Annotated in this window: 22 protein-coding genes and 1 tRNA gene; 7 read left to right on the top strand and 16 right to left on the bottom strand. The window is 61.7% G+C overall.

Annotated features, from left to right (window positions below; translation table 11 throughout):
• Window positions 1–40: 40 nt before the first annotated feature.
• The 8 genes from ACFQ6H_RS10655 to ACFQ6H_RS10620 form a co-directional block, all read right to left on the bottom strand.
• On the bottom strand, window positions 41–796 hold the full coding sequence (locus tag ACFQ6H_RS10655; protein WP_378645973.1) for an enoyl-CoA hydratase/isomerase family protein: 756 nt from the start codon (window positions 794–796) through the stop codon (window positions 41–43).
• 121 nt (window positions 797–917) lie between these two features.
• Window positions 918–1769, bottom strand: coding sequence for a Bax inhibitor-1/YccA family protein (locus tag ACFQ6H_RS10650; RefSeq protein WP_007728810.1), 852 nt, complete (start codon window positions 1767–1769; stop codon window positions 918–920).
• A 194-nt stretch (window positions 1770–1963) separates the two neighbouring features.
• Window positions 1964–3100, bottom strand: coding sequence for a class I SAM-dependent methyltransferase (locus ACFQ6H_RS10645; RefSeq protein ID WP_378645971.1), 1137 nt, complete (start codon window positions 3098–3100; stop codon window positions 1964–1966).
• 56 nt (window positions 3101–3156) lie between these two features.
• On the bottom strand, window positions 3157–3843 hold the full coding sequence (locus ACFQ6H_RS10640; protein WP_378543814.1) for a nitroreductase: 687 nt from the start codon (window positions 3841–3843) through the stop codon (window positions 3157–3159).
• Window positions 3844–3911: 68 nt separating this feature from the next.
• Window positions 3912–4817: a TIGR03619 family F420-dependent LLM class oxidoreductase gene (locus tag ACFQ6H_RS10635; protein ID WP_378645969.1), complete on the bottom strand. Its 906-nt coding sequence runs from the start codon at window positions 4815–4817 to the stop codon at window positions 3912–3914.
• A gap of 3 nt (window positions 4818–4820) precedes the next feature.
• A complete protein-coding gene (locus tag ACFQ6H_RS10630; protein ID WP_378539514.1) occupies window positions 4821–5672 on the bottom strand; it encodes an SDR family NAD(P)-dependent oxidoreductase in 852 nt (283 codons plus the stop codon).
• A gap of 46 nt (window positions 5673–5718) precedes the next feature.
• A complete protein-coding gene (locus ACFQ6H_RS10625; protein WP_378645967.1) occupies window positions 5719–8028 on the bottom strand; it encodes a putative bifunctional diguanylate cyclase/phosphodiesterase in 2310 nt (769 codons plus the stop codon).
• 73 nt (window positions 8029–8101) lie between these two features.
• Window positions 8102–10324: a putative bifunctional diguanylate cyclase/phosphodiesterase gene (locus ACFQ6H_RS10620; RefSeq protein ID WP_378645965.1), complete on the bottom strand. Its 2223-nt coding sequence runs from the start codon at window positions 10322–10324 to the stop codon at window positions 8102–8104.
• A gap of 380 nt (window positions 10325–10704) precedes the next feature.
• On the opposite strand from ACFQ6H_RS10620, the gene ACFQ6H_RS10615 reads away from it, so the two are divergent.
• The 3 genes from ACFQ6H_RS10615 (at window position 10705) to ACFQ6H_RS10605 (ending at window position 13100) form a co-directional block, all read left to right on the top strand.
• Entirely contained in the window at window positions 10705–11382 is a 678-nt protein-coding gene (locus ACFQ6H_RS10615; RefSeq protein WP_378632353.1) for a tellurium resistance protein, read from the top strand.
• 287 nt (window positions 11383–11669) lie between these two features.
• Window positions 11670–11864: a hypothetical protein gene (locus ACFQ6H_RS10610; RefSeq protein ID WP_378645963.1), complete on the top strand. Its 195-nt coding sequence runs from the start codon at window positions 11670–11672 to the stop codon at window positions 11862–11864.
• 549 nt (window positions 11865–12413) lie between these two features.
• Window positions 12414–13100 carry an ammonium transporter gene (locus tag ACFQ6H_RS10605; protein WP_214885212.1) on the top strand — a complete coding sequence of 229 codons (687 nt, stop codon included), beginning with the start codon at window positions 12414–12416 and terminating at the stop codon, window positions 13098–13100.
• Window positions 13101–13191: 91 nt separating this feature from the next.
• Here ACFQ6H_RS10605 and ACFQ6H_RS10600 read toward each other — a convergent pair.
• The 6 genes from ACFQ6H_RS10600 to ACFQ6H_RS10575 all read right to left on the bottom strand — a co-directional run bounded on the left by ACFQ6H_RS10600 (window position 13192) and on the right by ACFQ6H_RS10575 (window position 17865).
• Window positions 13192–13268 (bottom strand) — tRNA-Leu (locus tag ACFQ6H_RS10600).
• Window positions 13269–13302: 34 nt separating this feature from the next.
• Complete coding sequence (locus ACFQ6H_RS10595) at window positions 13303–14268, bottom strand: exopolyphosphatase (protein ID WP_378539509.1); 966 nt, start codon at window positions 14266–14268, stop codon at window positions 13303–13305.
• Window positions 14265–14810 carry a DUF501 domain-containing protein gene (locus tag ACFQ6H_RS10590; protein WP_378539508.1) on the bottom strand — a complete coding sequence of 182 codons (546 nt, stop codon included), beginning with the start codon at window positions 14808–14810 and terminating at the stop codon, window positions 14265–14267. The genes ACFQ6H_RS10595 and ACFQ6H_RS10590 overlap by 4 nt, the downstream gene beginning before the upstream one ends.
• Window positions 14807–15376: a septum formation initiator family protein gene (locus ACFQ6H_RS10585; RefSeq protein WP_378543793.1), complete on the bottom strand. Its 570-nt coding sequence runs from the start codon at window positions 15374–15376 to the stop codon at window positions 14807–14809. Before ACFQ6H_RS10585 ends, ACFQ6H_RS10590 begins: the two co-directional genes overlap by 4 nt.
• 176 nt (window positions 15377–15552) lie before the next feature.
• A complete protein-coding gene (gene eno / locus ACFQ6H_RS10580) occupies window positions 15553–16839 on the bottom strand; it encodes a phosphopyruvate hydratase (protein ID WP_378645961.1) in 1287 nt (428 codons plus the stop codon).
• A 213-nt stretch (window positions 16840–17052) separates the two neighbouring features.
• Window positions 17053–17865 carry a lytic transglycosylase domain-containing protein gene (locus tag ACFQ6H_RS10575; RefSeq protein WP_378539506.1) on the bottom strand — a complete coding sequence of 271 codons (813 nt, stop codon included), beginning with the start codon at window positions 17863–17865 and terminating at the stop codon, window positions 17053–17055.
• A gap of 140 nt (window positions 17866–18005) precedes the next feature.
• Here ACFQ6H_RS10575 and efeU point away from each other — a divergent pair, with 140 nt between their 5' ends.
• From efeU to ACFQ6H_RS10555, 4 genes are all read left to right on the top strand, one after another.
• A complete protein-coding gene (efeU, locus tag ACFQ6H_RS10570; protein WP_378539567.1) occupies window positions 18006–18908 on the top strand; it encodes an iron uptake transporter permease EfeU in 903 nt (300 codons plus the stop codon).
• A gap of 14 nt (window positions 18909–18922) precedes the next feature.
• Entirely contained in the window at window positions 18923–20053 is a 1131-nt protein-coding gene (gene efeO / locus ACFQ6H_RS10565; protein ID WP_378539505.1) for an iron uptake system protein EfeO, read from the top strand.
• Window positions 20054–21340, top strand: a complete 1287-nt coding sequence (efeB, locus tag ACFQ6H_RS10560; protein ID WP_378539504.1) for an iron uptake transporter deferrochelatase/peroxidase subunit — start codon at window positions 20054–20056, stop codon at window positions 21338–21340.
• 120 nt (window positions 21341–21460) lie between these two features.
• Window positions 21461–22288: a glycoside hydrolase family 16 protein gene (locus ACFQ6H_RS10555; RefSeq protein WP_378539503.1), complete on the top strand. Its 828-nt coding sequence runs from the start codon at window positions 21461–21463 to the stop codon at window positions 22286–22288.
• Between the two features lie 9 nt (window positions 22289–22297).
• Here the strand turns inward: ACFQ6H_RS10555 and ACFQ6H_RS10550 are convergent, their stop codons facing one another.
• Both ACFQ6H_RS10550 and ACFQ6H_RS10545 read right to left on the bottom strand, forming a co-directional pair.
• Window positions 22298–23542, bottom strand: a complete 1245-nt coding sequence (locus tag ACFQ6H_RS10550) for a hypothetical protein (RefSeq protein WP_378645959.1) — start codon at window positions 23540–23542, stop codon at window positions 22298–22300.
• A gap of 9 nt (window positions 23543–23551) precedes the next feature.
• A complete protein-coding gene (locus ACFQ6H_RS10545) occupies window positions 23552–24280 on the bottom strand; it encodes a glycoside hydrolase family 16 protein (protein ID WP_378539501.1) in 729 nt (242 codons plus the stop codon).
• Window positions 24281–24346 lie beyond the last annotated feature (66 nt).

Here is a 24346-nt window from a genome sequence, read left to right as displayed (position 1 = left end):
CCCGGCTTCTGCCGGGCGGCCGCTTTCGTGTGGTCGTGTTTCAGGTAGTCGTGAACTTCTGAGCAAAACTCCCCAACTCGCGAATCAACTCTCGCGCAGCGTCGTCCTCACGCTGCACGGCAGCGCGAGCTTCGTCCGCCCATCCGTGACGGAGCAGTCGTTTGGCGGCAAGGACTGCCGGTCCGACGTTGGCGGCAATCTGCTCGGCGCTCTCACGGGCACGCGCATGTACCTCGTCGGCAGCTACAGCTGCGGTCGCCAAGCCGTAGTCAGCCGCCTCGATGCCGCTGAGCCACCGGGCCGACAGGATCAGCTCGCCGGCGCGCTGTGTTCCGATCACCTTGGGCAGCAACCAACTACTGGCAGCTTCGGGCGCCGTGCCCAGCGAGGTGAACGGTGCCCGCATGCGTGCGTTCTCGGCAACGTAGACGACGTCGCAGTAGAGCAGCATGGTCAGGCCGATGCCGACGGCGGCGCCGTGCACCGCGGCGATCAAAGGCTTCGGAAACTCCACCAGCGCAACGATCAGCGGCGCGAATGCGTTGCCGAAGTCGGCATTGTCCGTGCCGGGTTCGGCCAGTGCGCGTAGGTCGACACCACTGGAAAATGCCTTGCCCGCACCCTCGACGATCACCACGGCCACGGAATCGTCCGACGCCGCGTCGTCGAGCGCCTTGGTCAACGCTCGAAAGCCGGCCGCATTGAAAGCGTTCAGGCGGCTCGGATTGTTGAAGGTCAGCGTTCGCACTGCTCCGGCATCCGCGACCAGGACGGGTTCAGTGGTGTTTGTCGACATTCGCGCACCCTTCTTTGAAAACCAAGCAGTTGCTAGGTATCAAAGCACCGTAACCGCGCGCAGACGACAAAAGAAGGGCCCTCGCGGGACCCTTCTTTTGTGTTACGAAACGACTCGAGAACTAGTCGTTGTTGAAGTAGCTCAGCAGACGCAGGATCTCGACGTACAGCCAGACCAAGGTGACGGTGAGGCCGAATGCGACGCCCCAGGCTGCTTTCTCCGGCGCCTGTGCACGGATCAGCTGATCAGCTGCGTCGAAGTCGAGCAGGAAACTGAAGGCTGCGATGCCGATGCAGACGAGGCTGAAGATGATGGCGAGCGTACCGCCGTCACGCAGCCCCAGTCCGCCGTCGACGAAGAAGCTCGCGACGAGGTTACCGAGCGCCAGAACGACAACGCCGATCAATGCGCCGATGATCATTCGCGTCAGACGCGGTGTCACCCGGATCGCACCGGTCTTGTAGACGACCAGCATGCCGAAGAACACGCCGAACGTTCCGAGGACTGCTTGCGCGATCAGTGCAGATCCGCCGACGCCACCGAATTGAATATCGGTGAACATGAACGACAGCGCACCGAGGAACAGACCCTCGGCGACGGCGTACGCCAACACGATTGCCGGGTTGTCCATCTTGCGGCCGAACGTGGCGACCAGAACCAGAACGAGGCCGACGAGACCGCCGCCGATGACCAGCGGGGCTGCGAGGTCGGCGTTGTTGTTGACCAGGAAGTACGACACCAATGCCGAGATGGTCAGCACACCGAGCGTGATGCCCGTCTTGGTGACGACGTCGTCGATCGTCATGGCCCGCGAGGTGGGACCGGTCTGGTACGGCTCAGCCGGAGCGTACTGCGGCTGACCGAACTGCTGGGTTGCCTGCGAGGCGCCCGCCGTCGCAGATCCGAACGAGGCGTATCCGTTGCCCTCTTGCTTGGGCAGATTGCGGAACACCGGGTTGCTGGTGGTGCGCACCGTGATCATCCCTTCATCGTGGTGGCCTACGACGGGTGCGTCGCGGGTTCGCCGGACGGATCCGAGTTTCCGACACGGTCCGTGTACCTAACTAAAAGTAAAGCACTCGTAATTTACAACGTCGAAGCATCCGTTGTAGTTCCCGGCGCGTTTCCGGAAGGTCAACACTCTTCGACACTCGTCCCTTTTCGATACTAGGACGGTTTGATCGACTTCATCACGATGAACTTCGCGTTCTTCGCCATCGCTTCACTGGGACCCACCGCGGCTTTCAACGGTTCGCGATAACCCAGATGCGCATTGTGGACAGTCCACAGCTCCCCGCCGGGGCGCAGGACGCGACCGGCGGCTTCGAACATCTTGAGCGCTCCGCCGGTGTGAACCGCCGCGCCGACGTGGAACGGCGGGTTCAACAGAACCAGATCCGAGCTCGCGTCGGGCAGCGAGCTCATCGCGTCGTCGCGCAGACCGCTCACCCGATCGCCGACACCGTTCGCGGACGCGGTCGCCAGTGCCGAAGCGACGGCTGCCGAGGACTGATCCGTCGCGATCACGTGCACGTCCGGGAACTTGCGTGCGATCGCCGTCGCGAGAATGCCGCTGCCACAACCCAGATCGACCACATCGCTCAACGGGTCGACCGCTATCTTGCCGAGATTCTCCAGGAGCAACCGGGTGCCGATGTCCAGGCTCGCACCGGCGAACACTGCGCCGTGAGCAACGACGTCGAGATCGAACTCGTCGAGGCGTTCGGTCAACGGGAACGTGATCGCAACATCGGCCTTGGGTTCCGACGCCTTGAGTACGCGCGACTTCTGACGCCCACGTGAGGCGCTGACGTCGGAAAACGATTCGCCGAGAACCTTGTTCATCGCCGGGGTGATGTGCTTGTCACGCCCACCGGCGAAGACCCGTACTGCCGGGTCGGCATGGAGTGCGATCAGTTGAGCGATCTCGGCGAGTTCGGCGAGACTACGCGGCAATTGCATGAGCACGACGCGGGCGCCGCTGAGCAACTCCTCGTCCAGTCTGTGGGAGGTGAAGGCGTCACTGAAACCTAGTTCGCGCGCATTGTTCGCGAGTGCCAGTTCTCCGGTGAGCGGATCCTGATGAACCCGCACGCCGGCAATTCCGTGAACGAGCGCAACACCGGCGGTCAGCGCACCGTAGTGATCGCCGATCACGACGACGGAGTCCGCCGGCGCGGCGGCCAGAGCCTCGGCGGCCTCGTCGAGGATCAGGCGATCGGCCGCGTCGACGGCAAAGAGATTGGGTGCCTCGACATCGGGGAATCGGCGCAGACGATCGAACAGTTCGGGTGTGTCGGACATGCCACCAGTCTTTCAGGTGGAACTACGCAACACTCAATCCCCCGACCAGCAGGTGATCAGTTCGACATCCACTGCACGACGTTGTCGACGGTTTCGCGTTCGGTGCGGAATCCGTTCACCGGGTGGTCGGTGTCGGCGTATCCGAACGAGATAGCGCAGACGACCTTGCGGGTGTCGTCGATGCCGAAGTGTTCGTGAATGAACTTGGAACTGCCTGCGAGTGCCGCCTGCGGAATGGTGGCCACACCCAGACTCTGGGCCGCGAGCAAGAAGCTGTTCACGTACAACCCGCAGTCGACGGCTCCATAGGTGCCCAATGCCTCGTCGGTGGTGATGATCGCGACGTGGGGAGCGCCGAAGAGCTCGAAATTCTTCATCGTCTGCGCCGCGGACCCGGCGCGGTCACCGTGCTCGATTCCGACGCTCGAATAGAGCGCCATCGCGCAGTCGAACCGACGCGACTTGTAGATGCCCTGGTATTGGCGTGGGAACTCGAAGTCCGACTCCTGGGCGTTGGCGATCACGTACTCACCGAGGCCGGCGCGGAATCGTTCGGTGCCCTCCCCTTCCGTGATCGCAACCTGCCACGGTTGCGTGTTGCACCACGACGGCGTCTTCTGCGCCAACCGAAGGATCTCCTCGATCACCTCACGCGGCACCTGGCGGTCCTGGTAGGCGCGGCAGCTGATCCGGGCATCGAGCAAGGCTTCCAGGCTCGTATCCACGACGATGCTCTCGGTCATGTGTTCTCTCCTCGATCAGGCTGCACTACAACACTTCGCACGATAGAACTACCGTCTCGACGCGATGGTCAGCGGGTCACCTTTGCGAAGGCCGCCACCAGTTCGCCGAACTCCTCCATCGCCGCATCCGGGTCGGGATCAACCGCTGCCAGCGCGACCAGCACATCGGTAGCTCCGGATTCGAGCAGCTGTTCGGCGCCGAGCATCGTTGCCGGGAGGTCGATCGAGCCGTCAGACCCGCGAACGACGGTCAATCGCCCCCGAATCTGCAGTTCCGCCGGATCGCGTCCGAGATCTGCCATTGCCTTGCCGATGACGTCGATCCCAACACGTAGGTCGTCGTCGACGGCGCCCATGATCGGGATCCACCCGTCGCCCCAGGTTGCGACGCGTCGTACGACCGCTTTGGAGAGCGAACCCGACACCCAGATCGGGATTCCTGCGGACGGCCGGGGCGCGCAGTACACGTCGTCGAATGTCAGTCGAGGAGTGTCGATGCTCGCGGGCGCCGAACTCCACAGGGCCCGGCACACGGCGAGAGCGTCGTCGAGCAGAGGTCCTCGTTTGCCGAAGTCCATACCGGCAGCTTCGTATTCGCGTTCCTGCCAACCGGTTCCGACGCCCAGGTCGAGGCGGCCGCCGGAGAGCAGGTCGAGTGTCGCGGCAGTTTTAGCCAGTACCGCTCCCCCGCGCAGTGCGGCGATGACGATTCCGGTACCCAGACGAATCGTTTGTGTCTGTCCGGCAACAAAAGCCAGCACGGTCAGCGGTTCGAGCCAGTTGGCGTCAGGCTCGGTGGGAAACGCCGACCACGTGTACGCCGAGTTGTCCGAGCCCATCACCACGTGATCGGTCACGAGGACCCGGTCGAAGCCGGCGGCTTCCGCGCTCTGACAGACCTGGACAAGTTTGCCGTAGGAGCCCTCCGCGAGAGTGGTGCCGAAATTGGGAACGTTCAGACTGAAAGTTGTCATGTGTCAAGCCTTTCGGGGCCGGTTGGTCCAGCCGCCCTCTTCTGTGGGGAACCAACCACCGGCAGCGTGCGAGCCGCCGTCGACGTGGATGACAGTTCCGGTGATGTATCTCGACAGGTCGGAAGCCAGGAACAGTGCGGGACCGGCAATGTCGACCGGCTGGCCTGGTCCACCCAACGGCGCCCACCCCGGCCACTTGTCCCAGTCGTCCGCAGAAACGATCTTGCGATACGGCACCTGTACCGACTCGATCAGATCCGGCGCAATGGCGTTGACGCGCACTCCGGTTCGACCGATCTCGACGCCCAGGCTCCGAGTGAACTGCGTCAGCGCCGCTTTGTATGCCGAGTACATGGTGTGGCCGGGGATCGCTCGATGCGCCTCCACCGTCGTCAGGTTCACGATCGATCCACCGGTTCCGCGGTCGATCATGCCGGGAAGCAGGGCATGGGTCAGGCGCACGACGTGATCGAAATTGATGTTGCCCGCCTCGGACCAGAAACCCGGATCGGTTCCGGTGAACGCTGTCGGCGGATTCAGGAAATGCCCCACATTGTTCACCAGGACATCTGGCGCGAATTCGGTCAACGCGACGGGGACTTCCCGCGCCCGCACGTCGTACTCGAGATGGTTGATCGAACCACCTGCAGCGGAGTCGAATTCGCTCTCGTTCAGCGGAGCCACGTCGACAACCAGAACTGACGCGCCATGCGATGCGAATGACCGAGCTATCGCTGCTCCGATTCCCTGGGAGCCACCTGTGACCACTGCCTTCTTACCCACCAACATCGGCCCTGGGGAGTACGCCGATCCGACCTCCACGAAGACACCCTTCTGCAGTTCGATGTGAATCACTTCGGCGTACCGTCACACATCGATTCGCAAAACGGGCACTACGTTCTCACTCAGTGGTAGCCGCTGCACCCCGCCTGCTGGAACCGCCGAGTCGCCGATTCAAGTAGTCCGGAATTTCGGCTGCCCGTATCGGCACTCCCTCCAGGTACCCCTGGATCACTTCGCATCCACACTCGATCACTATCGCGCGCTGCCGCTCCGTCTCGACACCCTCGGCGACGGTGTCGAGCCCGAGAGATTTGGCAATCGCGATGACGGCTCGCAGGACAGCGAACCTCGAATTCGAGGGATCCGCGTCCAGTGGTGCGACGAACGCCCGGTCAATCTTCAACCGATCGAGTGGCAGGCGGGCCAAGCTGGCAACCGAGGAGAACCCTGTGCCGAAGTCGTCCATCGCAATGGCGATTCCGAGCGCCGACAGCTGTACCAATACGTCTCGGTCCGCGTCGTCGATGACCAGCGATTCGGTCACCTCGATCTCGAGTCGGCTGGGATCGAGGTTCACCTCGTTCAGTGTCCGGCGTACCGATTCGACGTATCGACTCGAACGCAGTTGAACCTGAGAGACATTGACGGCAACCCGAATGTCCTCCGGCCACGTTGTCGCCGCCGTGCAGGCAGCCCGCAAAACGCCCGCACCAATTGGCACGATCAAGCCAGTTTCCTCGGCGACCGAAATGAAGTCTCCCGGCGAGACGAGACCTGAAGTCGGATGGTTCCACCGCAGCAGAGCCTCGAACCCGACGACAACTCCCGTCGCGGCTGAAACCTGCGGTTGATAGACCAACTCGAACTCTTCGTCGATCAGCGCACGACGAAGATCCAGCAGTGCCCTGGCCCTACCGGTCGCACGATCGCGCAAACTCGCATCGAAGGCGCGGATCTGGTTCCGACCGCTCTCCTTTGCGTGGTACAGCGCGAGGTCGGCAACAATCACCAGGTCTTCGAGGCTGTCGGCGTCGTCGGGCGTAGAGCCGTAGCCCAGGCTCGCGCGAATGCGAATCTGATTGCCGACCAGTGAAAATGGTCGTTCGAATGCGTCGAGAATTGTTTGGAATCGCTCCTGCACCTCGTCTGCATTCCCGATGTCGTCGAAGGCGATGTCGTCGAAGGCGATGGCAAACTCGTCACCCCCCAGTCGTCCACAGATCTCGTTCGATCGCAGAACGCTGCGCAGTCTGCTCGCTACATCACGAAGCACGTCGTCTCCGACGTGATGGCCCAACCGGTCGTTGATCGACTTGAAGTTGTCCAGATCCAAGATCGCCAACCACACTCTGCGCCCGTCCCGAAGCCGCGACGACAGTTGAGCGTTGAAGCTGTACCGATTTCTGAGCCCGGTCAGCGAATCGACCTCCGCCAGTCGCAAGATGTTCTGACGCTGGTGATAGGAGTGAGTGATATCGGATCCGATTCCGCGCCATCCGTAGTCCAACCGCTCGCCGCTGCCGGGGTGCCCTGACATCGACCACCAGCGAGTGTCGCCCCGTACGACGACCTGCAGTGTGAGGTCCCGAAATGCCGTCCCCGCTTCGAAATTCGCAGCGAGGAGAGCTAGGGACTCCCTGCCCGCGCCTGTTCGGGATGCGCCGATCCCGATCAGAATCTCGTGCATGGTGCGGCCCCGGATCTGCGCTGCCGGTAAACCGACCTGCTCGGCGAATCGATACGACACGGTACTGGCGACGCCGCGCGAATCGGTCTCCCAAAGCCAATCCTGCGCGCCGTCCTCGAGGTCGTTGAGCAGCAACTCGACGAGATCTCGTTCGTCCTCCGCCACGAGCTCGGCGTATAGCCGTTTATCGAAAAGATTAGCCAATAGCAATGTTCCGCTGTAAAGCGAAACGAGATAGATCGCCAGCACCCCAATCAGCACGTAGCGCGAGGGGGCCGGTTCGGTCCACAATCCCCCCGCCAACCCGAGACCGACAAGTCCGATCCAAATCAGGGTAAATCCACGGAACATCAACGTCGGAAAAACACCGACTGCGATGCCTCCCATCAGTGTCGAGATCAACACTAATTCGCTGCCGGGATCGAGGATAGGAAACAGCACCAGCGCTAGGCACGCAAGCAAACCTCCCCACACGATGACCTGAATTGTGAGTACCACCAATTCAGTGGTCTGCGACTCCGAAACCCCGAACTGCGAACGCCACAGCCAATAGAGGCTGAACGCGACGCTCGACACGGCCACGACACTCGGCCACACCCAGCGAAACACCCCGGTATCCGCCGGCAGAAGCACCACGATCGTCGACAATGCGAGAGCGGCAATCAAGAACGCCCATGGCAGTATTCGCGCCGTGAACCACAGACGTCGGTTGAGAAGGCGGTGGCGATCGTAGTCTGACAAGTGTTCGTCAGAACCGCGTCGACCGAGTCGGCGCACCGAGGTCTCGAACCGACGTCGACGTACCACCGCCGGGTCATCCACGTCGGCCTGCTACCGCCTGCGTCACGGCGTGCACAGACATGACTCCGCCGGCAACGTGCCCCTGCACAGTCCGCACACCCGCGGTCGCGACGACCTTCAGCTGCTCCTCACTGTCCACTCCCGAGACGACGACCTCCATTCCCAGCGCGTCGACCAGATCCACGACAGCTTCGAGAATTGGCCGCCCGCTGGGCGCCGCACTGGAGATGGAGCGTTCGATCCGAACTCGGGTGAACGGAAGGCCGGACAATGATGCCAGGGAGGAGAATCCGGCGCCGAACTCGTCCACCGTCAGCGATACCCCCATTTCCGCGATGGCGTGCAACGCTGCTCGAGACTCGTCGGTAATGGCAGAGGACTCGTCGAGTTGGAGTTCGAGCTGATGTGCACTGGCGTCCGATCGGCGAAGCGAGTCACCGATCGCTTCGACAAAAAAATCCGATTCGAGCTGACGCGTCGACACGGCGACGGCCACCCGCACATGATCGGGAAGGTGCGACGCCGCCGCGCAGGCCAGCTCGAAAACCGTTGTCCCGAGTGAATACGCCAAACCGGTGTCGTCGGCGACGCTCATGAATTCGGCGGACGTCACAGCCCCGAGCCGGGCGTTGTGCCAGATCACACGAACCTCCACAGCTACGATCTCGCGGGAGACGACGTCGATCCGGGGAAGCAACTCGAGTTCGAGGTCCTTGTCGGACACGGTGTTCCCCAGATCCTCGAGAAGGCGGGCACGCCGATCTGCCACTGACTTCATCGAATCTCGATATTCGCGTACAGCGCCACGCCCTGATTCCTTCGCGGCGAACAACGCCAAGTCCGCTGCGCCCATCAACTCGTCGGCGGAGGCCGGGAGAGCCTCGGGGCGGTAGTACCCGATGCTGCACCCGATCTCCAACCGCGTGCCTGCCACTGTAATCGGCTCATGGAGTGCTTCGATGTAGCGGCCGAGCAGAGTTCGCACGTGCGAACTGTCACCCACATCGGTGAAGAGAATCGCGAACTCGTCTCCGCCCAATCGTGCGAACAGCTGTGACGCGGCGCCGGCTTCGGAAAGGCGATCTGCGACCTCGCGCAGAACCGCGTCGCCAACGGTGTGTCCCAGTGTGTCGTTCACCGATTTGAAGTTGTCGAGGTCGAGCATGGCCAGCGCGAGACGACCTTCAATTGTGTTCGGCTCGCGCAGCAATCGCTCGAGCTCAGTCCAGAAACTGTGCCGGTTCGGCATTCCCGTCAGTGCGTCCACCCGGCCCATCCGCACGATTTCGTCGCTCTGCAGTTTCACTTCGGTGACGTCGGAACCGACTCCTCGCCAGACGAACTCGTCGGGTGTGCGGCCAGGGCGCGGCCGCCCGGACACCTGCCACCATCGAATTTCGGCGTGAACTCGGACAGGAATGAGGACATCTACGAATGCGGACTTCGTGTGACGGGCTTGCTGCAACTCCATGAGCGCGTCGATTCCGCCAGGGATCCGTAGAGTGCCCAACTCCATGAACAGGTCCTGCCAAGCAATTCCTTGCAACTCGGTGGAGTCCAGCCCCGCTTCGGACGCGAGCCGCGTCGGAATTCGGTTGAATTTCCCCTTCTGATCGGTCTCCCAGACGAAGTCCCCGGCATTGCCTTCGAAGTCTTCGAGAAGCATCTGCACGACCGATCGTTCCGACGCTGCGCTCAGCTCAGCTCGATAACGCGATTCCAGATTTGCCGAAACCACTATCGTTCCGCCGATCAGCGCCGCTCCGTACACGATCAATCCGATGAGAATACGTTCGAACTCGGGTCCTGGTTGGAGCCAGAACGCCACGCCCAAGATTACGAGATTCGACAGCACCCAGGTCAGTCCGACGATGCGCAACATGGCGGTAGCCACGGCTCCTGCGCCGGTGATGGATGCAGTCGCTGCCGTGAGGATCAGGTCGCCGGAATCGTCCAGAATCGGGTAGAGGACCAGTGCAAGCGAGGAATACAGGATCCCGACGACGGCGAATTCGACGATGAGAAACACGTACGACATCCGGTACGTCGGTGCGATCAGATCGAAGCGGATAGCGAGTCCGACGCACATACCCACCAACCCGATCACCGCGGAAAGGATCGGCCACAGGCGCGGCAACAGCCCGCTATCCGGTGGAATCACAAACAGCGCCAACCCGAGTGTGACGACGAGGTGGACAGCTGCGGCCCATGGCAGCACGCCGAAGGTGACGGCCATCTGTTCACGCGTTACGTCATCGCGTTGCGCAGGTGTCAGTCTTTCTCTCGGGTGCGGTTGCAGACGAGAGAGGACCGACATCACCTACCCTCCCTCTGCCACTCGAAAATTGAGTCGGACGTCCGACTGAGCAATTCTCCCGTAAATGGACACTGTCGTGTCAACCAGTACGTCCGACCTGTTTCGGAGCGAGGTCCGCCCATAGACACAGTAATCAGCAAACTGCTGGTCTGCCCGGTGGTTGGCGCAGCGAGTTGCGTGTCCTCGGGTTGAAATTCGGATATGAGGGACAATGGCTCGAGATCGCCGATCACGTCGGTGGAGATTCCTCGACGGGTAACACGATCGGACTCATTCGAGTTCAGACAAGGACTATCACGATGGCAATCGACTACACCCGACGTTCCGGCGAGTCCACACCGTCGCAGGCACCGGTCAGCCTGAGCAAGATCACGCTGACCAAATCAGCGCCGACGGTCAACCTCGCGAAGGCGGGTGAACGACAAGGCAATATGCGCGTGAACCTCAACTGGTCACAGGGAGCGCCACCGAAGAAGACCGGTTTCCTCGCCAAGCTCGCCGGCGCAGGCTCCGGCGCGGTCGACCTGGATCTCGGATGCCTCTACGAACTCGCCGACGGGTCCAAAGGAGTAGTCCAGGCCTTGGGCAACAGTTTCGGCTCGCTGACTTCCCCGCCGTACATTTCGCTCGACGGTGACGACCGCAGTGGCGCGAACACCGGCGGCGAGAACATGCACGTCAATCTTGGTGACCCCAGCGCTTTCCGGCGAATCCTCATCTTCGCGATGATCTACGACGGGGCCCCCAACTGGGCGGCCGTGGACGGCGTCGTCACCCTGTATCCCACCAACGGACCTGAGGTGGAAGTGCGACTCGACTCCGCCAGTAACCAGGAGCGACTGTGCGCGATCGCGCTCATCCAAAGTTCAGGTCAGGGCGTGACGGTGACCCGCGAGGTGCGGTACATCAACGGTAGTCAGTCCGATCTCGATCGGGCATACAACTGGGGAATGAAATGGGCAGCCGGACGAAAGTAGGTGTCGCGGCCGGGGCGTCCCCCATCCGATGGACAAAGTCCGAATCGTCCCCAATGTCGCAAATTACTGGATAGTGTCGAGAAGTGGGGTCGGACATGAGGGGTCACGCTCGACACCGATAGTGGGTCGGTGACGCTATGTGCTTGGCGACGCCGACGTTCGACCGGAAAGGCCCTCGATTTCCCCCGAGATCGAGGGTCTTTTCGTATCTTGCGTCACTGTTCGCCGCGCTCATACTAGTTGATTGTTAAATTAAACGTTCACCACTGCACTGATGGAGAACGTGAATGTCCACGAATTCAGATCGCCGCCCTCGCCTGCCCGTGAGAATCGCCTACCTCGCCGCGGGGATTCTTTTCGTCGCCGCAATGCTCTTACTGGCGAGCGTCGTCAACCCTGACCGGGACCGCGACTTCTCCATGAACCACGTCCCCGCGGGGACGTCGGCGACGTCCATCGTCGCCGCCGCTGACCTCGGCTAACGAAGGTACTGGTACGTAAGTGGCGCGCATCACGAAGTGTGGGTACCTTCAACGCCAATGGTTTGCCGTAGGTCGGTATTGAGAGGGACGGCCAACCACTGCCCTGCCTGGTTGCCCCACCCAAGCAGGCAGGGCACCCCTTCAACTCCATCGACTTTTCTGCGGATCCACGCCGACACACTCCGGCGTCCGGACAGTTTCACCACATCGCCTGCAGTAATGCGTCCTGTGTCCGCCATTCTCCGTCGAGGCACACCCGCAGACCTCCCAGCCGACAAGGCACGTATTCGCCGTGAGTCGATGTCCATTCGGGCAGCGGTCCGGGGATCGCTCGGTCAACCGCATCTCCACATTTTCGCACACATGTTCGATAACCTGGTACTGCAAACGGCACATTCGACTACACCGGCAGCTTCCGGTCGGCCCGAGCGCAACTATCCCTTCCGTCACTTCGGTCTGCTTTAATACGAAGGCTTTGTCGGGGGTTTACCAATGTCCGAAGTTGTCGAGTTTCTGCGAGTACACGCAGGCGAACACGGGGTATGAACTATGGGTTTCTTCAAGAAAGCGGCTGTGACTGCTCTGGCGGTCGCTGCAGTCGGAGCATCAACAGGGATCGCATCGGCTGATCCGTCTACCGACGTGAACTACGAAGCGAAGGTCGTCGACAAGTCGATCGTCACCACCATCGACGCCGGGCTGTTCAAGGTCTCCGGCGACGGCAAGTCCGTTGTCTTGCAGGACAGCAAGGGAGCCGACCTGGTTTCCCTGCCTCTCGCATACAACCTCGGAGATCTGCAGTTTCCCTTCGATCGTGCGATCAGCGAAGACGGTAAGACCCTCACGCTGACACCGATCACCGATTCGGCGAAGGCCACCCCTCGGCCCGAGAGTGCGCCTGCGGCAAAGGAATGGACGCCCGTCGCCTCGCCCGAGGAAAATGATCGAGCAATCGCACACTTCCAGAGCCAGCTCGGTCTCGGCACTCAGGTTGGCAGTCTGCTTGGCACCATCGTCGGCGCCGGAATCGGGTGCGCTGTCGGCGCTCCGCTGGGCTTGACCATCGTCGGTCTCCCCGTCGCTGCGGCACTGTGCTTGGGTGGTCTCGCGACAGGAGCCGGCATCGGCGGTGTCGCCGGAACGATCCTCGGCGGCGGCGGCGCGGCAGTCGTGGCCGGTATCGATCTCGTCAACACGCTGAATGCTCCTGCAGGGACGACCGTCTGGGCTCAGTAGCCCCGACAACCAGTCGTTGCTCCACGAAAAACCCCGCCCGTCCGCATGAGGACGAGCGGGGTTTTTCGATTCGTTGTGCAGGCGGATTACTTGGTGCCCCCAGTCGGACTCGAACCGACACTTGACGGATTTTAAGTCCGTTGCCTCTGCCAATTGGGCTATGGGGGCCTTGACGCACCCGACTGGTCGGGTGCGGCAGGGATCAGACTATCGGGTCGGTCTGGGCTATCGACATCGCGATGCCGTCGAGGATGTCGTGTTCGCTGACAATCAGTTCGGTGATCCCGGCTTTGGCCTCGAAGGTCTGAGCCAGCACCGTGGTGATGATCGCTCCGCCGCCGATGACGTCCACCCGCCCCGGATGCATCGGACCGAAGGCAGCACGATCAACCCGCGGCATGGCAATGAGACGCTCACACACGTCGAACAGTTGCTTGAACGGAATCCTCGACAGGTGCACCTTCTCGGCGTCGTACTCCGGAAGATCCTGCGCGATTGCGGCCAGAGTCGTCATGGTTCCAGCGACACCCACCCACGTGTGCGCCTTCTCGACGGGTACGGCCTCGAACGCCTCGGACAATTTCGCGGTCGCAAAAGCCGTCGCCTCGGAAACCTGCTCTGCCGTAGGCGGATCCGACGGTAAGCACCGCTCCGTGACGCGCACACAGCCGATGTCGGTGGAGTACGCAGCCTGGACGCCAGAGGCATCACCGAGGACAACTTCAGTGGATCCGCCGCCGAGATCGACCACCACGAACGGCCCCTCGGATGGATCGAGTTCTCCCACAGCACCGCTGAACGAGAGACGTGCCTCTTCGTCGCCGGTGATCACCTCGGCTCCGGATCCGGGAATCACCGCACCGAGCACGTCACGCGTCATCGTGAAGAAGTCTTCTCGATTCGCAGCGTCGCGAGTAGCCGAGGTGGCGACCATACGAACGGCGGTTGCTCCGGCGTCGGCGATCATCGACGCGTACTCGACCAGCGCGACCCTGGTGCGTTCGATAGCTTCGGCCGCGAATGTCCCTGTTGCATCAACGCCTTGACCGAGTCGGACGACGCGCATCTCACGTCGGACATCCACCAGACGACCGTCGGCGCCGACGTCGGCGATCAGCAGTCGAATGGAGTTGGTACCGCAATCAACTGCGGCAACACGGCGAGTCACTGGTCGGTGTTGTCGGCATCGTCGATGCCAGGCCAGTCCGCGGGAATTGCAGTGCCGCGAAGCTTTCCGTGACCAGCCAACGCCACGGACTCGTCACCGAGCGGGTTCACGCCGGGCCCCTTGGCAAGCGAATGCGCCATCAACACGTGCAGGCACTTGACGCGATCCGGCATCCCACCACCTGCAAAGTCGGTTCCGAGAGATTCGATTGCGTCACGCTCGGCGAGGTACGACTCGTACGCCTGGCGGTAAGCCGCGGCAAGTTCGGGATCCTGCGTCAGACGTTCGGTCATCTCACGCATGACGCCGGCGGATTCCTGACGGCTCGCTTCGGCCGTCAGTCGCGGGTCGGTGAGGTAGTACAACGTCGGGAACGGTGTTCCGTCCGGAAGTTTGGGGGCAGTCTTGACGACGCCCGGCTGACCGTCCGGGCTGCGGTACGCGATCTCGATCACTCCGCGTGGCTCACGGCCCAATTGAGCGGCAACGGCGTCGAGGTCCGCCTGTGAAACCTGTGGGGAATTTTCGGACGTGTTGCTCACCCGGTGGGTACTCCTTGTTCTTCTGGCTCTATCGGCGCCAACGGCATCGGGGCCGGTGTCGTCGTCTCGGGAACCACTGGCGGTTCCGAAATCGTTTGCCACAGATCGCGATACCACGGACCTGTCAGCGGTGTTTCCTTTTCCTGCTTCTTCTCCGGCTCCTTGTAGTCACCGGGAAGCTGAACCTGAAACGGGGTCTCGCCCGGTTTGACGTACCGAAGGCGTTCTCGTGCAAGAGCTTCGATGTACGCAGGGTCGTCGAAGCGTGCGTTCTGCCCTTGCAGCTTTCGCAGTTCTTCCTCGAGCACCTGACGTTCGGCCGCCACCTGCGCGGCGTCCGATCGCTGGCTGATGTAAGTACGCAGCGGCACAGCCAGTGTCAGCGCCAACATGAGTACAACCATCGCGAGCACCACGGCCCGGCTGGTGGACAACCCGAAAATGGTGTTGTCCGACTTGGGAAGCCGAGACCAGAACTTGTTGGTTCCGCTCTTCCCTCGAGCCGACTTCGACCCGCGTGCCGACGCCTTCTCTGTCGAGGCACCCGACTGCGCGGGGTCTGTCACAGCGGAATCAACGGCTGCCGGATCTACCGAAGGTTCCGACGCCCGTGGGCGTCGGGCGCTGTCGCGACGCGCACGAGACGGTGTGTCTCCACGACGGGAACCACGACCCCCCGGACTTCCGCCGGGGGATCGTGGCTTACCGCGCTGTGCAGACACTACTGAATCTTAGATTTCCGTCAGGCCTCGAAAGCGAAGCGCGGGAACGCAACCTCGCCGGCGTAACGTGCTGCATCGCCGAGGTTCTCCTCGATACGCAGCAGCTGGTTGTACTTGGCAACGCGCTCGCTGCGGGCCGGAGCACCGGTCTTGATCTGGCCGCTGCCGACGGCAACTGCGAGGTCGGCGATGGTGGTGTCCTCGGTCTCGCCGGACCGGTGGCTCATCATCGTCTTGTAGCCGTTGCGGTGAGCGAGATCGACGGCGTCGAGGGTCTCGGTCAGGGTGCCGATCTGGTTGACCTTCACCAGGAGTGCGTTGGCCGCGCCCTTGACGATGCCTTCTTCGAGACGCTCGGGGTTGGTGACGAAAAGGTCGTCGCCGACGAGCTGGATCTTGTTGCCGATCTGATCGGTGAGCGTAACCCAGCCGTCCCAGTCGTCTTCGTCGAGCGGATCCTCGATGGACACGAGCGGGTATGCGTCGATGAGGTCGGCGTAGAACGCCGCCATCTCGGCCGCCGTGCGGTTCTTGCCCTCGAACTTGTAGCCGGTGCCGTCGGTGTAGAACTCAGTGGCGGCGACGTCGAGAGCGAGCGCGACGTCGGTACCCAGCTTGAGGCCGGTCTTGTTCACGGCGATCGTGATGAGGTCGAGTGCTTCCTTGGTGCCCGCGACGTCCGGCGCGAATCCGCCTTCGTCACCGAGACCGGTGGAGAGGCCCTTCTCCTTGAGAACCGACTTCAGGGAGTGGTATACCTCGGTGCCCCAGCGCAGCGATTCCTTGAAGCTCGGTGCGCCGATGGGAGCAACCATGAATTCCTGGACGTCGACACCGGTGTCGGCGTGTGCGCCACCGTTGAGGATGTTCATCATCGGGACGGGGAGTACGTGAGCGTTGGGGCCACCGACGTAACGGAACAGCTCCAGGCCCGAGGACTCGGCAGCGGCGCGAGCGACGGCAAGCGAGGCACCGAGCAAAGCGTTTGCGCCGAGGCGGGACTTGTCCGGGGTGCCGTCTGCGTCGAGCAGCGCCTGGTCGACCGTGCGCTGCTCGGTCGCGTCGATGCCGATGATGGCAGGAGCGATCTCGCCGAGCACAGCCTCTACGGCCTTCTCGACGCCCTTGCCGCCGTAGCGCGCGCCACCGTCGCGCAGTTCGACGGCTTCGTGCTCACCGGTCGAAGCGCCGGACGGCACCGCAGCCCTGGCGAAACTTCCGTCTTCGAGCAGAACCTCGACCTCAACCGTGGGGTTGCCACGGGAATCAAGGATCTCGCGAGCTCCGACCTGCTCAATACTGGCCACTGTGTGGTTCTCCTTCGAATGGGCTTCGCATTGGGGCACGCACTGCGTGCTTGACACTTGGGCTCCGACCCCTCCGGTCGAAAGAGGACCACGATCGCGGCTGGGCCTCTGCAGTGCCAGCACCTCTGTAGTGCCAGCACACAGCCTAACCGCACCGGCCGAAGGCTTCTTTATCGACGCGCGGTCATGGCCCCGACCTGCGGTCGATCACCGTCAGTCCGGCCGAACCCCGACTGAATATGCCGACGCACGATCACGGACCAGCGCGAGATAGTCGCCCGAGAGGTTGTACGCCATCAGCGCCTGCTGCCAGCCGGCTGCGGTAGTGAGGTCGCCCCCGCGTGCGCACAGGTAGCGGGCAGCGGTGAGGGCGGCGTCGTCGATGTTGTCCGGGTCCACCCGGCCGTCGCCGTTGGCGTCGACGCCCCATTTGAGCCACGTCTCAGGGATGAACTGCATGGGCCCCATGGCACGGTCGTGAATGGGATCGCCGTCCATCGCACCTCCGTCGGTGTCGGGGATCTCGGCAACTCCCGGGCCACCGTCGAGAGGGATTCCCCGAATGATCGGGGCCACCTGGCCCAACGCGTCGACAGACGAACCGTCGTAGGTCCCGTGTCGGCTCTCGACGCTGCCGATGCCGGCCAGAGTTGTCCATCCGATTCCGCAGCCGGGAAGCGTCTCGGTCATGACCGCAGCGGCATACCCGTATGCCTCGAGCGCAGTCGTACCGATCCCGATGTCGTCGGACAATCCCGCCGCCCAATCGGCAAGTTGATCGGCACTGCGACCGGGAGCATTGATGTCGATCGGCGGCGTCGGAGAGCCGCTACCTGGGGGTATGCCCTCGGGAATGGCCACTTTCGGTTCGTTCGATCCACACGCCACGGCGCCAGCGCCCAGCAAAGCTGTTCCGACAGCTACTGCGGCGACGGCTCGCGAGAGGCGCCGGGGACTTCTGCGGGCAGCGGAGGTTCGGTACACCCTTCCATCATCCACATGCGAGCGAACTACTCCCGATTCCATTGGTAAAGAACAGCAAAAGTACAGGTGAGAGCATGGTTCGCCGTCGATGATGGAGTATCTTCTTCTGAGTTAAGGCTGGCCTAGCCTCATGCGTTCGTCAGAAGCTGTTGCACTCACTCAGTCAGGAGTCGCCCGTGCCCGTGTCGGTACTCGCTGCCGCGAGCACACCGTCAGTTGCCACTCAGCTATTCGGCAGTGGCCTGATCGGTCTGCGTGAAGGCCTCGAAGCAGGCATCGTGGTGATGATTCTCGCTGCCTACCTTGTGAAAGCTCAGCGCAAGGACGCACTCAAATGGGTGTGGCTCGGCGTCGCGATCGCCGTCGCGATGGTGGCGATCATCTTCTTCGCGATTCACTACGGAACGTCGACGGTCAACGGCTTGACCGCGGAGATCATCGCAGGCGTTGCCTCCCTGATCGCCGTCGTCATCGTCACGATCATGGTCCTGTGGATGCGCACGGCAGCGAAGAACATTTCCGGGGATCTGAAAGCCGGAATGGAAAAGGCGCTGATCGCCGGCCCCGTCGCCATTTTGTCGCTGTCGTTCTTCGCGGTTGGTCGTGAAGGCGTCGAGACGGCGTTGCTCATGGTCGGATACGCCGAGAACACCGCAGGCAGCTCCTGGCCGCTGGTCGGACTGCTCCTCGGAATTCTGTTGGCCGCAGCCTTGACCGTGGCCATGTACTTCGGCGCCCTCCGCCTCAACTTGACGACGTTCTTCCGGTACACGGCGATCTTCCTCATAGTCGTTGCCGCCGGAATCCTCTCGTACGGTGTTCGTGCTCTACAGACCGGAAACGTCCTGCCGGGCGGATCCTCTCTCGCGTTCAACCTGACGCCCGGCTACGACCCGTCGACCTGGTACGGCACCGTCCTTGCCGGAATCTTCAATTTCCGGCCGGATCCGACTGTCCTGCAAGCCACCGCGTGGGTTGTGTACCTCGTCGTCGTTCTCGCGCTCTTCCTTCGTCCGCTTCCGTCGAAGCCGTCCGAGCCGACGGCCCCGCCTGCGCACGACACACATGTTCCCGAAAAATCCTGAGAGGCATTGCCGACATGCGTAAATCCACCCTCGTACTGGCCACGGCCGCGGTACTTCCCTTCTCCCTCGCCGCATGCACCGAGAAGACGACGGCGAGCGACGGCGACATCGTCGTCACCGCCACCGACGACTCGTGCGAAGTCAGCGCCACGACGGGGACGACCGGCACGTCGACCTTCCAGGTGACGAACAACGGCTCCAAGGTCACCGAGTTCTACGTCTTCGCCGAGGGTGATCGAGCGATGGGCGAGGTCGAGAACATCGGTCCCGGCCTGACCCGTCAGCTGATCGTCTCCCTCCCCGAGGCCGCGACGTATCAGCTCGCGTGCAAGCCGGGCATGGTCGGAACCGGAATTCGTCAGGACTTCGTCGTCACCGGTGATTCGCAGGCGGCTACCGACGAGAGCGGCCAGCTCGCCGAGGCCGCCGACGGTTACCGTCGGTATATCCGCAGCCAGATCGTCGCGTTGCAGGACACCGCAGCGCAGTTCGTCGCCGCCGTCCAGTCCGGCAACGTCGATCAGGCAAAGGCACTCTTCCCGATTGCACGTACCTACTACGAGCGCATCGAGCCCGAGGCCGAGAGCTTCGGCGAACTCGATCCCAAGCTGGACCTTCGCGAAGCGGATCTCGAGCCCGGTCAGGTCTGGACCGGATTCCACCGACTCGAGAAGGATCTGTGGGTCACCGGGCTGCAGCCGGACACCAACGCAGTCGCAGATCAGCTACTCGAAGACATCCAGTACCTTGCCGACCAGGTGAACGCAGACGATTACACGATCGATCCCACCAAGATCGCCGGCGATGCCCAAGGACTGCTCGACGAGATCTCGACTTCCAAGATCAGCGGCGAGGAAGACATCTTCTCGCACACCGACCTGTGGGATTTCCAGGCCAACGTCGACGGCTCACAAGCTGCGATCGCGGCACTGAATCCGATTCTGCAGGAACGTAATCCCGAGCTCGCCCAGCGCATCGCCGACCGATTCGCCGACCTCGACGCCGCGCTGGCACAATTCCGCGTCGGCGACGGATTCGTGTACTACGACACCGTTACCGAGGCGCAGCGTCAGGAACTCTCGCGTAAAATCGATGCCCTGTCCGCCGAGGTCAGCCAGGTCCAGGAAGTAGTTGCGGGACAGTAGATGACAGATTCACCAGAAGGCACACCCGCCGCGGAAAACGCAGCACCGCATGCAGTTTCACGACGCCGACTGTTCGGCGCCGTGGGTGCCGGCGCTGTCTTGGCCGGTGCCGGCGCCGTCATCGGACGGGTAACCGCCGACGACAATTCCGGCGCAAATCACGCAGATGTGGTGGCCTTCCGCGGTGAACATCAGGCAGGCATCACGACGCCGGCCCAGGATCGCATGCACTTCGTCGCTTTCGACGTGACGACGCAATCACGTGACGAACTGATCTCGTTGCTGCAGACGTGGACGGCGATGGCCGAACGAATGACTGCGGGTCAGGAAGCAACCGAGGACGGCGCGACCGGCGACGGTCCGTACGCGCCACCGAGTGATACCGGCGAGGCACTCGATCTGGCGCCGTCGCAACTCACCCTGACCATCGGATTCGGACCGTCCCTTTTCGACGACCGTTTCGGGCTCGCTGACAAGAAACCTGCTGCCCTACTGGATCTCCCCCACTTCCGTGCTGACAACCTCGATGCGAATCGCAGCGGGGGTGACATCGCCATCCAGGCGTGCGCCAACGATCCCCAGGTTGCCGTGCATGCGATCCGCAACCTCGCACGAGTCGCTTTCGGGACCGCGTCGGTCAAGTGGTCACAACTCGGGTTCGGACGAACGTCCTCGACTTCGACCACGCAGGCGACACCACGAAATCTGTTCGGGTTCAAGGACGGAACCGCCAATATCAAGGCAGAGGATCCAGACGCACTCGCCCAGCACGTCTGGGTCGACCCCAACGACGATCAGGCCTGGATGGCAGGCGGATCGTTCCTCGTCGCCAGACGCATTCGGATGCTGATCGAGCAGTGGGATCGCGCAGTTCTCAAGGAGCAGGAAGCCGTCATCGGCCGATCCAAACGCAGCGGAGCGCCGCTCGGTGGCAAGGACGAGTTCGACGAACTCGACCTCGATTCCAAAATGGGGCACGACTTCGTCATCCCGGAGGATTCACACGTGCGCCTGGCCTCGGCCGAGGAACTCGGTGGGATTCAGATCCTGCGCCGCGGATACAACTTCACAGACGGCTCCGACGGCTTCGGCCACCTGGACGCGGGACTGTTCTTCGTCGCATATTGCCGCAATCCAGTCGAGCAGTTTGTTCCGATGCAGCAAAACCTTTCACGACACGATGCGTTGAACGAATACATCCAGCACGTCGGTTCTGCAGTCTTCGCCTGCCCCGGAGGTCTCGCCGACGGACACTATTGGGGCGCAACACTGTTCGACCCCAAATAGTCGATCATTCGGTCCGCTACCACACTTACTACCAAACTTCGAGTTAATTTATATATCGAAGTGATAACAATTCTGGAATCTATGGTCTCAAAGGTGACAACTCGCCCATACGATCTGCGCATGAGAACTTCAGCACTTCTTCGAATTGCCCTTCTTTCAACGACTCTGGCGACGGCGGCGATTACCTTGCCCCCTCTTATATCGCCAGCACGCGCAGCAGATCGTTTCAGTGTCTATGCGTACGACGAGTTCAACGGACCTGCCAATTCAGCCCCCAACCCAGCCATCTGGCGCTACGAAACCGGCGGAGGTTGGGGGAACAACGAAAAGCAGGTGTACACCGACTCACGGTCCAACTCGAGACTGGATGGGCAAGGAAATCTACTCATTCAGGCCCAAAAAGTAGGCAGCACAATCACTTCCGCACGACTTGGAACTTTCGGTAAGGTCGACTTCACCTACGGATTGGTCGAGGCGCGAATAAAACTGCCAGCAGGAAAGGGCATGCATCCGGCATTCTGGACGCTCGGCACGAACCTATATACCGCGGGTTGGCCCGGCTGTGGCGAAATCGACGCAATCGAAACCATCAACGATGCGAAAACATACACGAGTGCCGTGCACGGTCCTACCAAATCCGGAACCCGAGTGACCGGCGTTTGGGACCGCAGTGTCGGCGGCGCCCGACCCGGCACCGATTTCACTGCATTCCACACCTACGGGATACTCAAGCGACCCGGACGAATCGAGACCTACATCGACGGCGTTCGAATGCTATACCTCGATCGGTCACAGGTATCCGGAGCGGAAGCATGGGTGTTCGACGCTCCTGCATACACCTTACTGAATATCGCCGTTGGTGGAACCTGGCCAGGCTTAACCGATTCCACCACACCTTGGCCATCCACGATGACTATCGACTACGTACGTTGGTTCCACGAGAACTGATACGCGGAGTTACCGACATTCATCCAGCAGTGCGATGGGATCGCAAGCGACCGTTCGAAGCACCCTCCTGATCGTTTCGGTATCGAATACGTTGCCGTGGAAGGTGACTGAGAGGTGACGTTGCCCATCGATCTCTGCACCGAGGAACGCGATACCTTCCGCTCCGTATGGATCGGTAGCCGCCACACACAGCTGATCGCCTGTCCATCTGATTTCATCCGAATGGGGAACGCGACCGATGTCTGAGTATGAAACCAAGGCGTGAGGCTTGATACTCACACTCGCCTCGGCGACCGTGGTGTGAGACCTCCCGAGAACCGAAGCGACAGTCGCCTTCACACTGATCGCTGAAAGGGTCAGCAACGGGTGACCCGAGGCGAGTGCCCCCGCGATACCCCGACTGACCTCCGACAGAGTCACGGATTCAGCCACCGGAACATATTGCCCCACAGCAAAATTACCGTTGATCACGGTCGACGGATGCGCATATCTGCGCGCGTCCATCAACACGAGCGCATTGGATGCGGTTTCCACTCCATGACTTCGCAAGGCAGCAAGAAAAACAAACAGTGTTATCGCGCGCAACGACGCCGACGGTGCGTGCTCGTCGCGCCAGCAAACTAGTCGATGCGCAACGTGCGGATCCATCGGGAGCGAAAGACTGACCGGATTGGGCCGCCACAGCATTCGGCGAGTCGCCGGAACTGGCTCGATCTCTGTTCCACGCACGTGCGAATGCCATCGAACGGCCGCTCCGAGCCGCCGAGGATCGCTTCCAAACGCACGAATAATTGTGCGCGACAAAGGAAATCTCGACTCCGCCGAATGCAGAGCTGCGGGTAGTTGCCCTGATTGAGCGGTGCTGACAAGGGCGGCCCACAATCGCGAACCACCGATCCCGTCGGAGATGCCGTGCGAACCCAAACATGCAACATACTCCCCCGACACAACGATCCGAATCGACGAGTGAGTCAAATCCGAATTGAATACGGTGGTCGCAAATCTCGAAATGTCAGCCGCGTCGGTGGGCGGAACTTCTTCGACTGCCGCGCCAACGGCATCCGGATCGAACAGCCAACGACGGCGAGAGGAATCCGCGCGCAATCCGAACCTCGCCTGCGGGCCGATCCGAGCAATCTCGATCAGCGCACTACGCAGGTCACTCGGCGAGATGACACCAACGGGTCCGCCGATGACGAGCGCACGATCACGAACCCGCATCTGATCAACTGCAGAAACCTTGTAACTAGACATTGATCACTCTCAAGGCGTGAATCGAATCCAGTCGACGGTCAAGGTCGACACATCCGGGGTGGTTGCATCCGTTGGCCCGGGCCATTCCCCGCCCACTGCTATGTTCATCACGACATAGAACGGCTTGTCGAAAACCCATTTCGAGCCGTCCGGCGCCTCGCTGCGCAAGTACTCGCCCACCATTACACCGTCGATGAAGATCGAGATGGAGTCAGACCTTCTCGTCACCTCGTAAACATGGAAGGTAGTCGAGGCATCACCGCCGAGATAACCATCCGACGACATCTTCCACTTGCCGTCCGTGTGTGCAGAAGGATCGGACCACGGACCGTGTATTGCGTTGTGATACTCGGTGGCGTTGTGCACCAACTCCATTACATCGATCTCGCCGCTCTCCGGATAGCCCACCGTTGCCAGATCCTCGCCTAGTAACCAAAATGCCGGATGGATTCCCTGCGCCATCGGGAACTTTATCCGGGCAGAAATCGTGCCCTCGGTGAACGAAAACTTGTCCCTCGTCACGATCCTCGCCGACGTGAATCCTCCCGGGATGCGACGAGCCTCGAGCACGAGGTTACCGTTTCCATCCAAACGCGCGTTCTCGGCGTTGTCTGTGTAGATCTGCTTCTCCTGATTTCCCCAACCGCCGCCCCCGACATCGAATCCCCACATAGCCGGGTCAGGAGAATCCCCTGCAACACCATCGAATTCGTCTGTGCCGAAATCGCTCGAGACCATTCGCATCACTGGACTCCGGGGTTCACCGGTGGTGCACGAAGTAGCCAATAGTAGTGAGGCCATCGA

Source organism: Rhodococcus sp. NPDC056506 (assembly GCF_042794945.1).
Classification (GTDB): domain Bacteria; phylum Actinomycetota; class Actinomycetes; order Mycobacteriales; family Mycobacteriaceae; genus Rhodococcus_F.
Note: the sequence above shows the minus strand (reverse complement) of the source record. Positions and strands in the feature narration are given on the sequence as shown.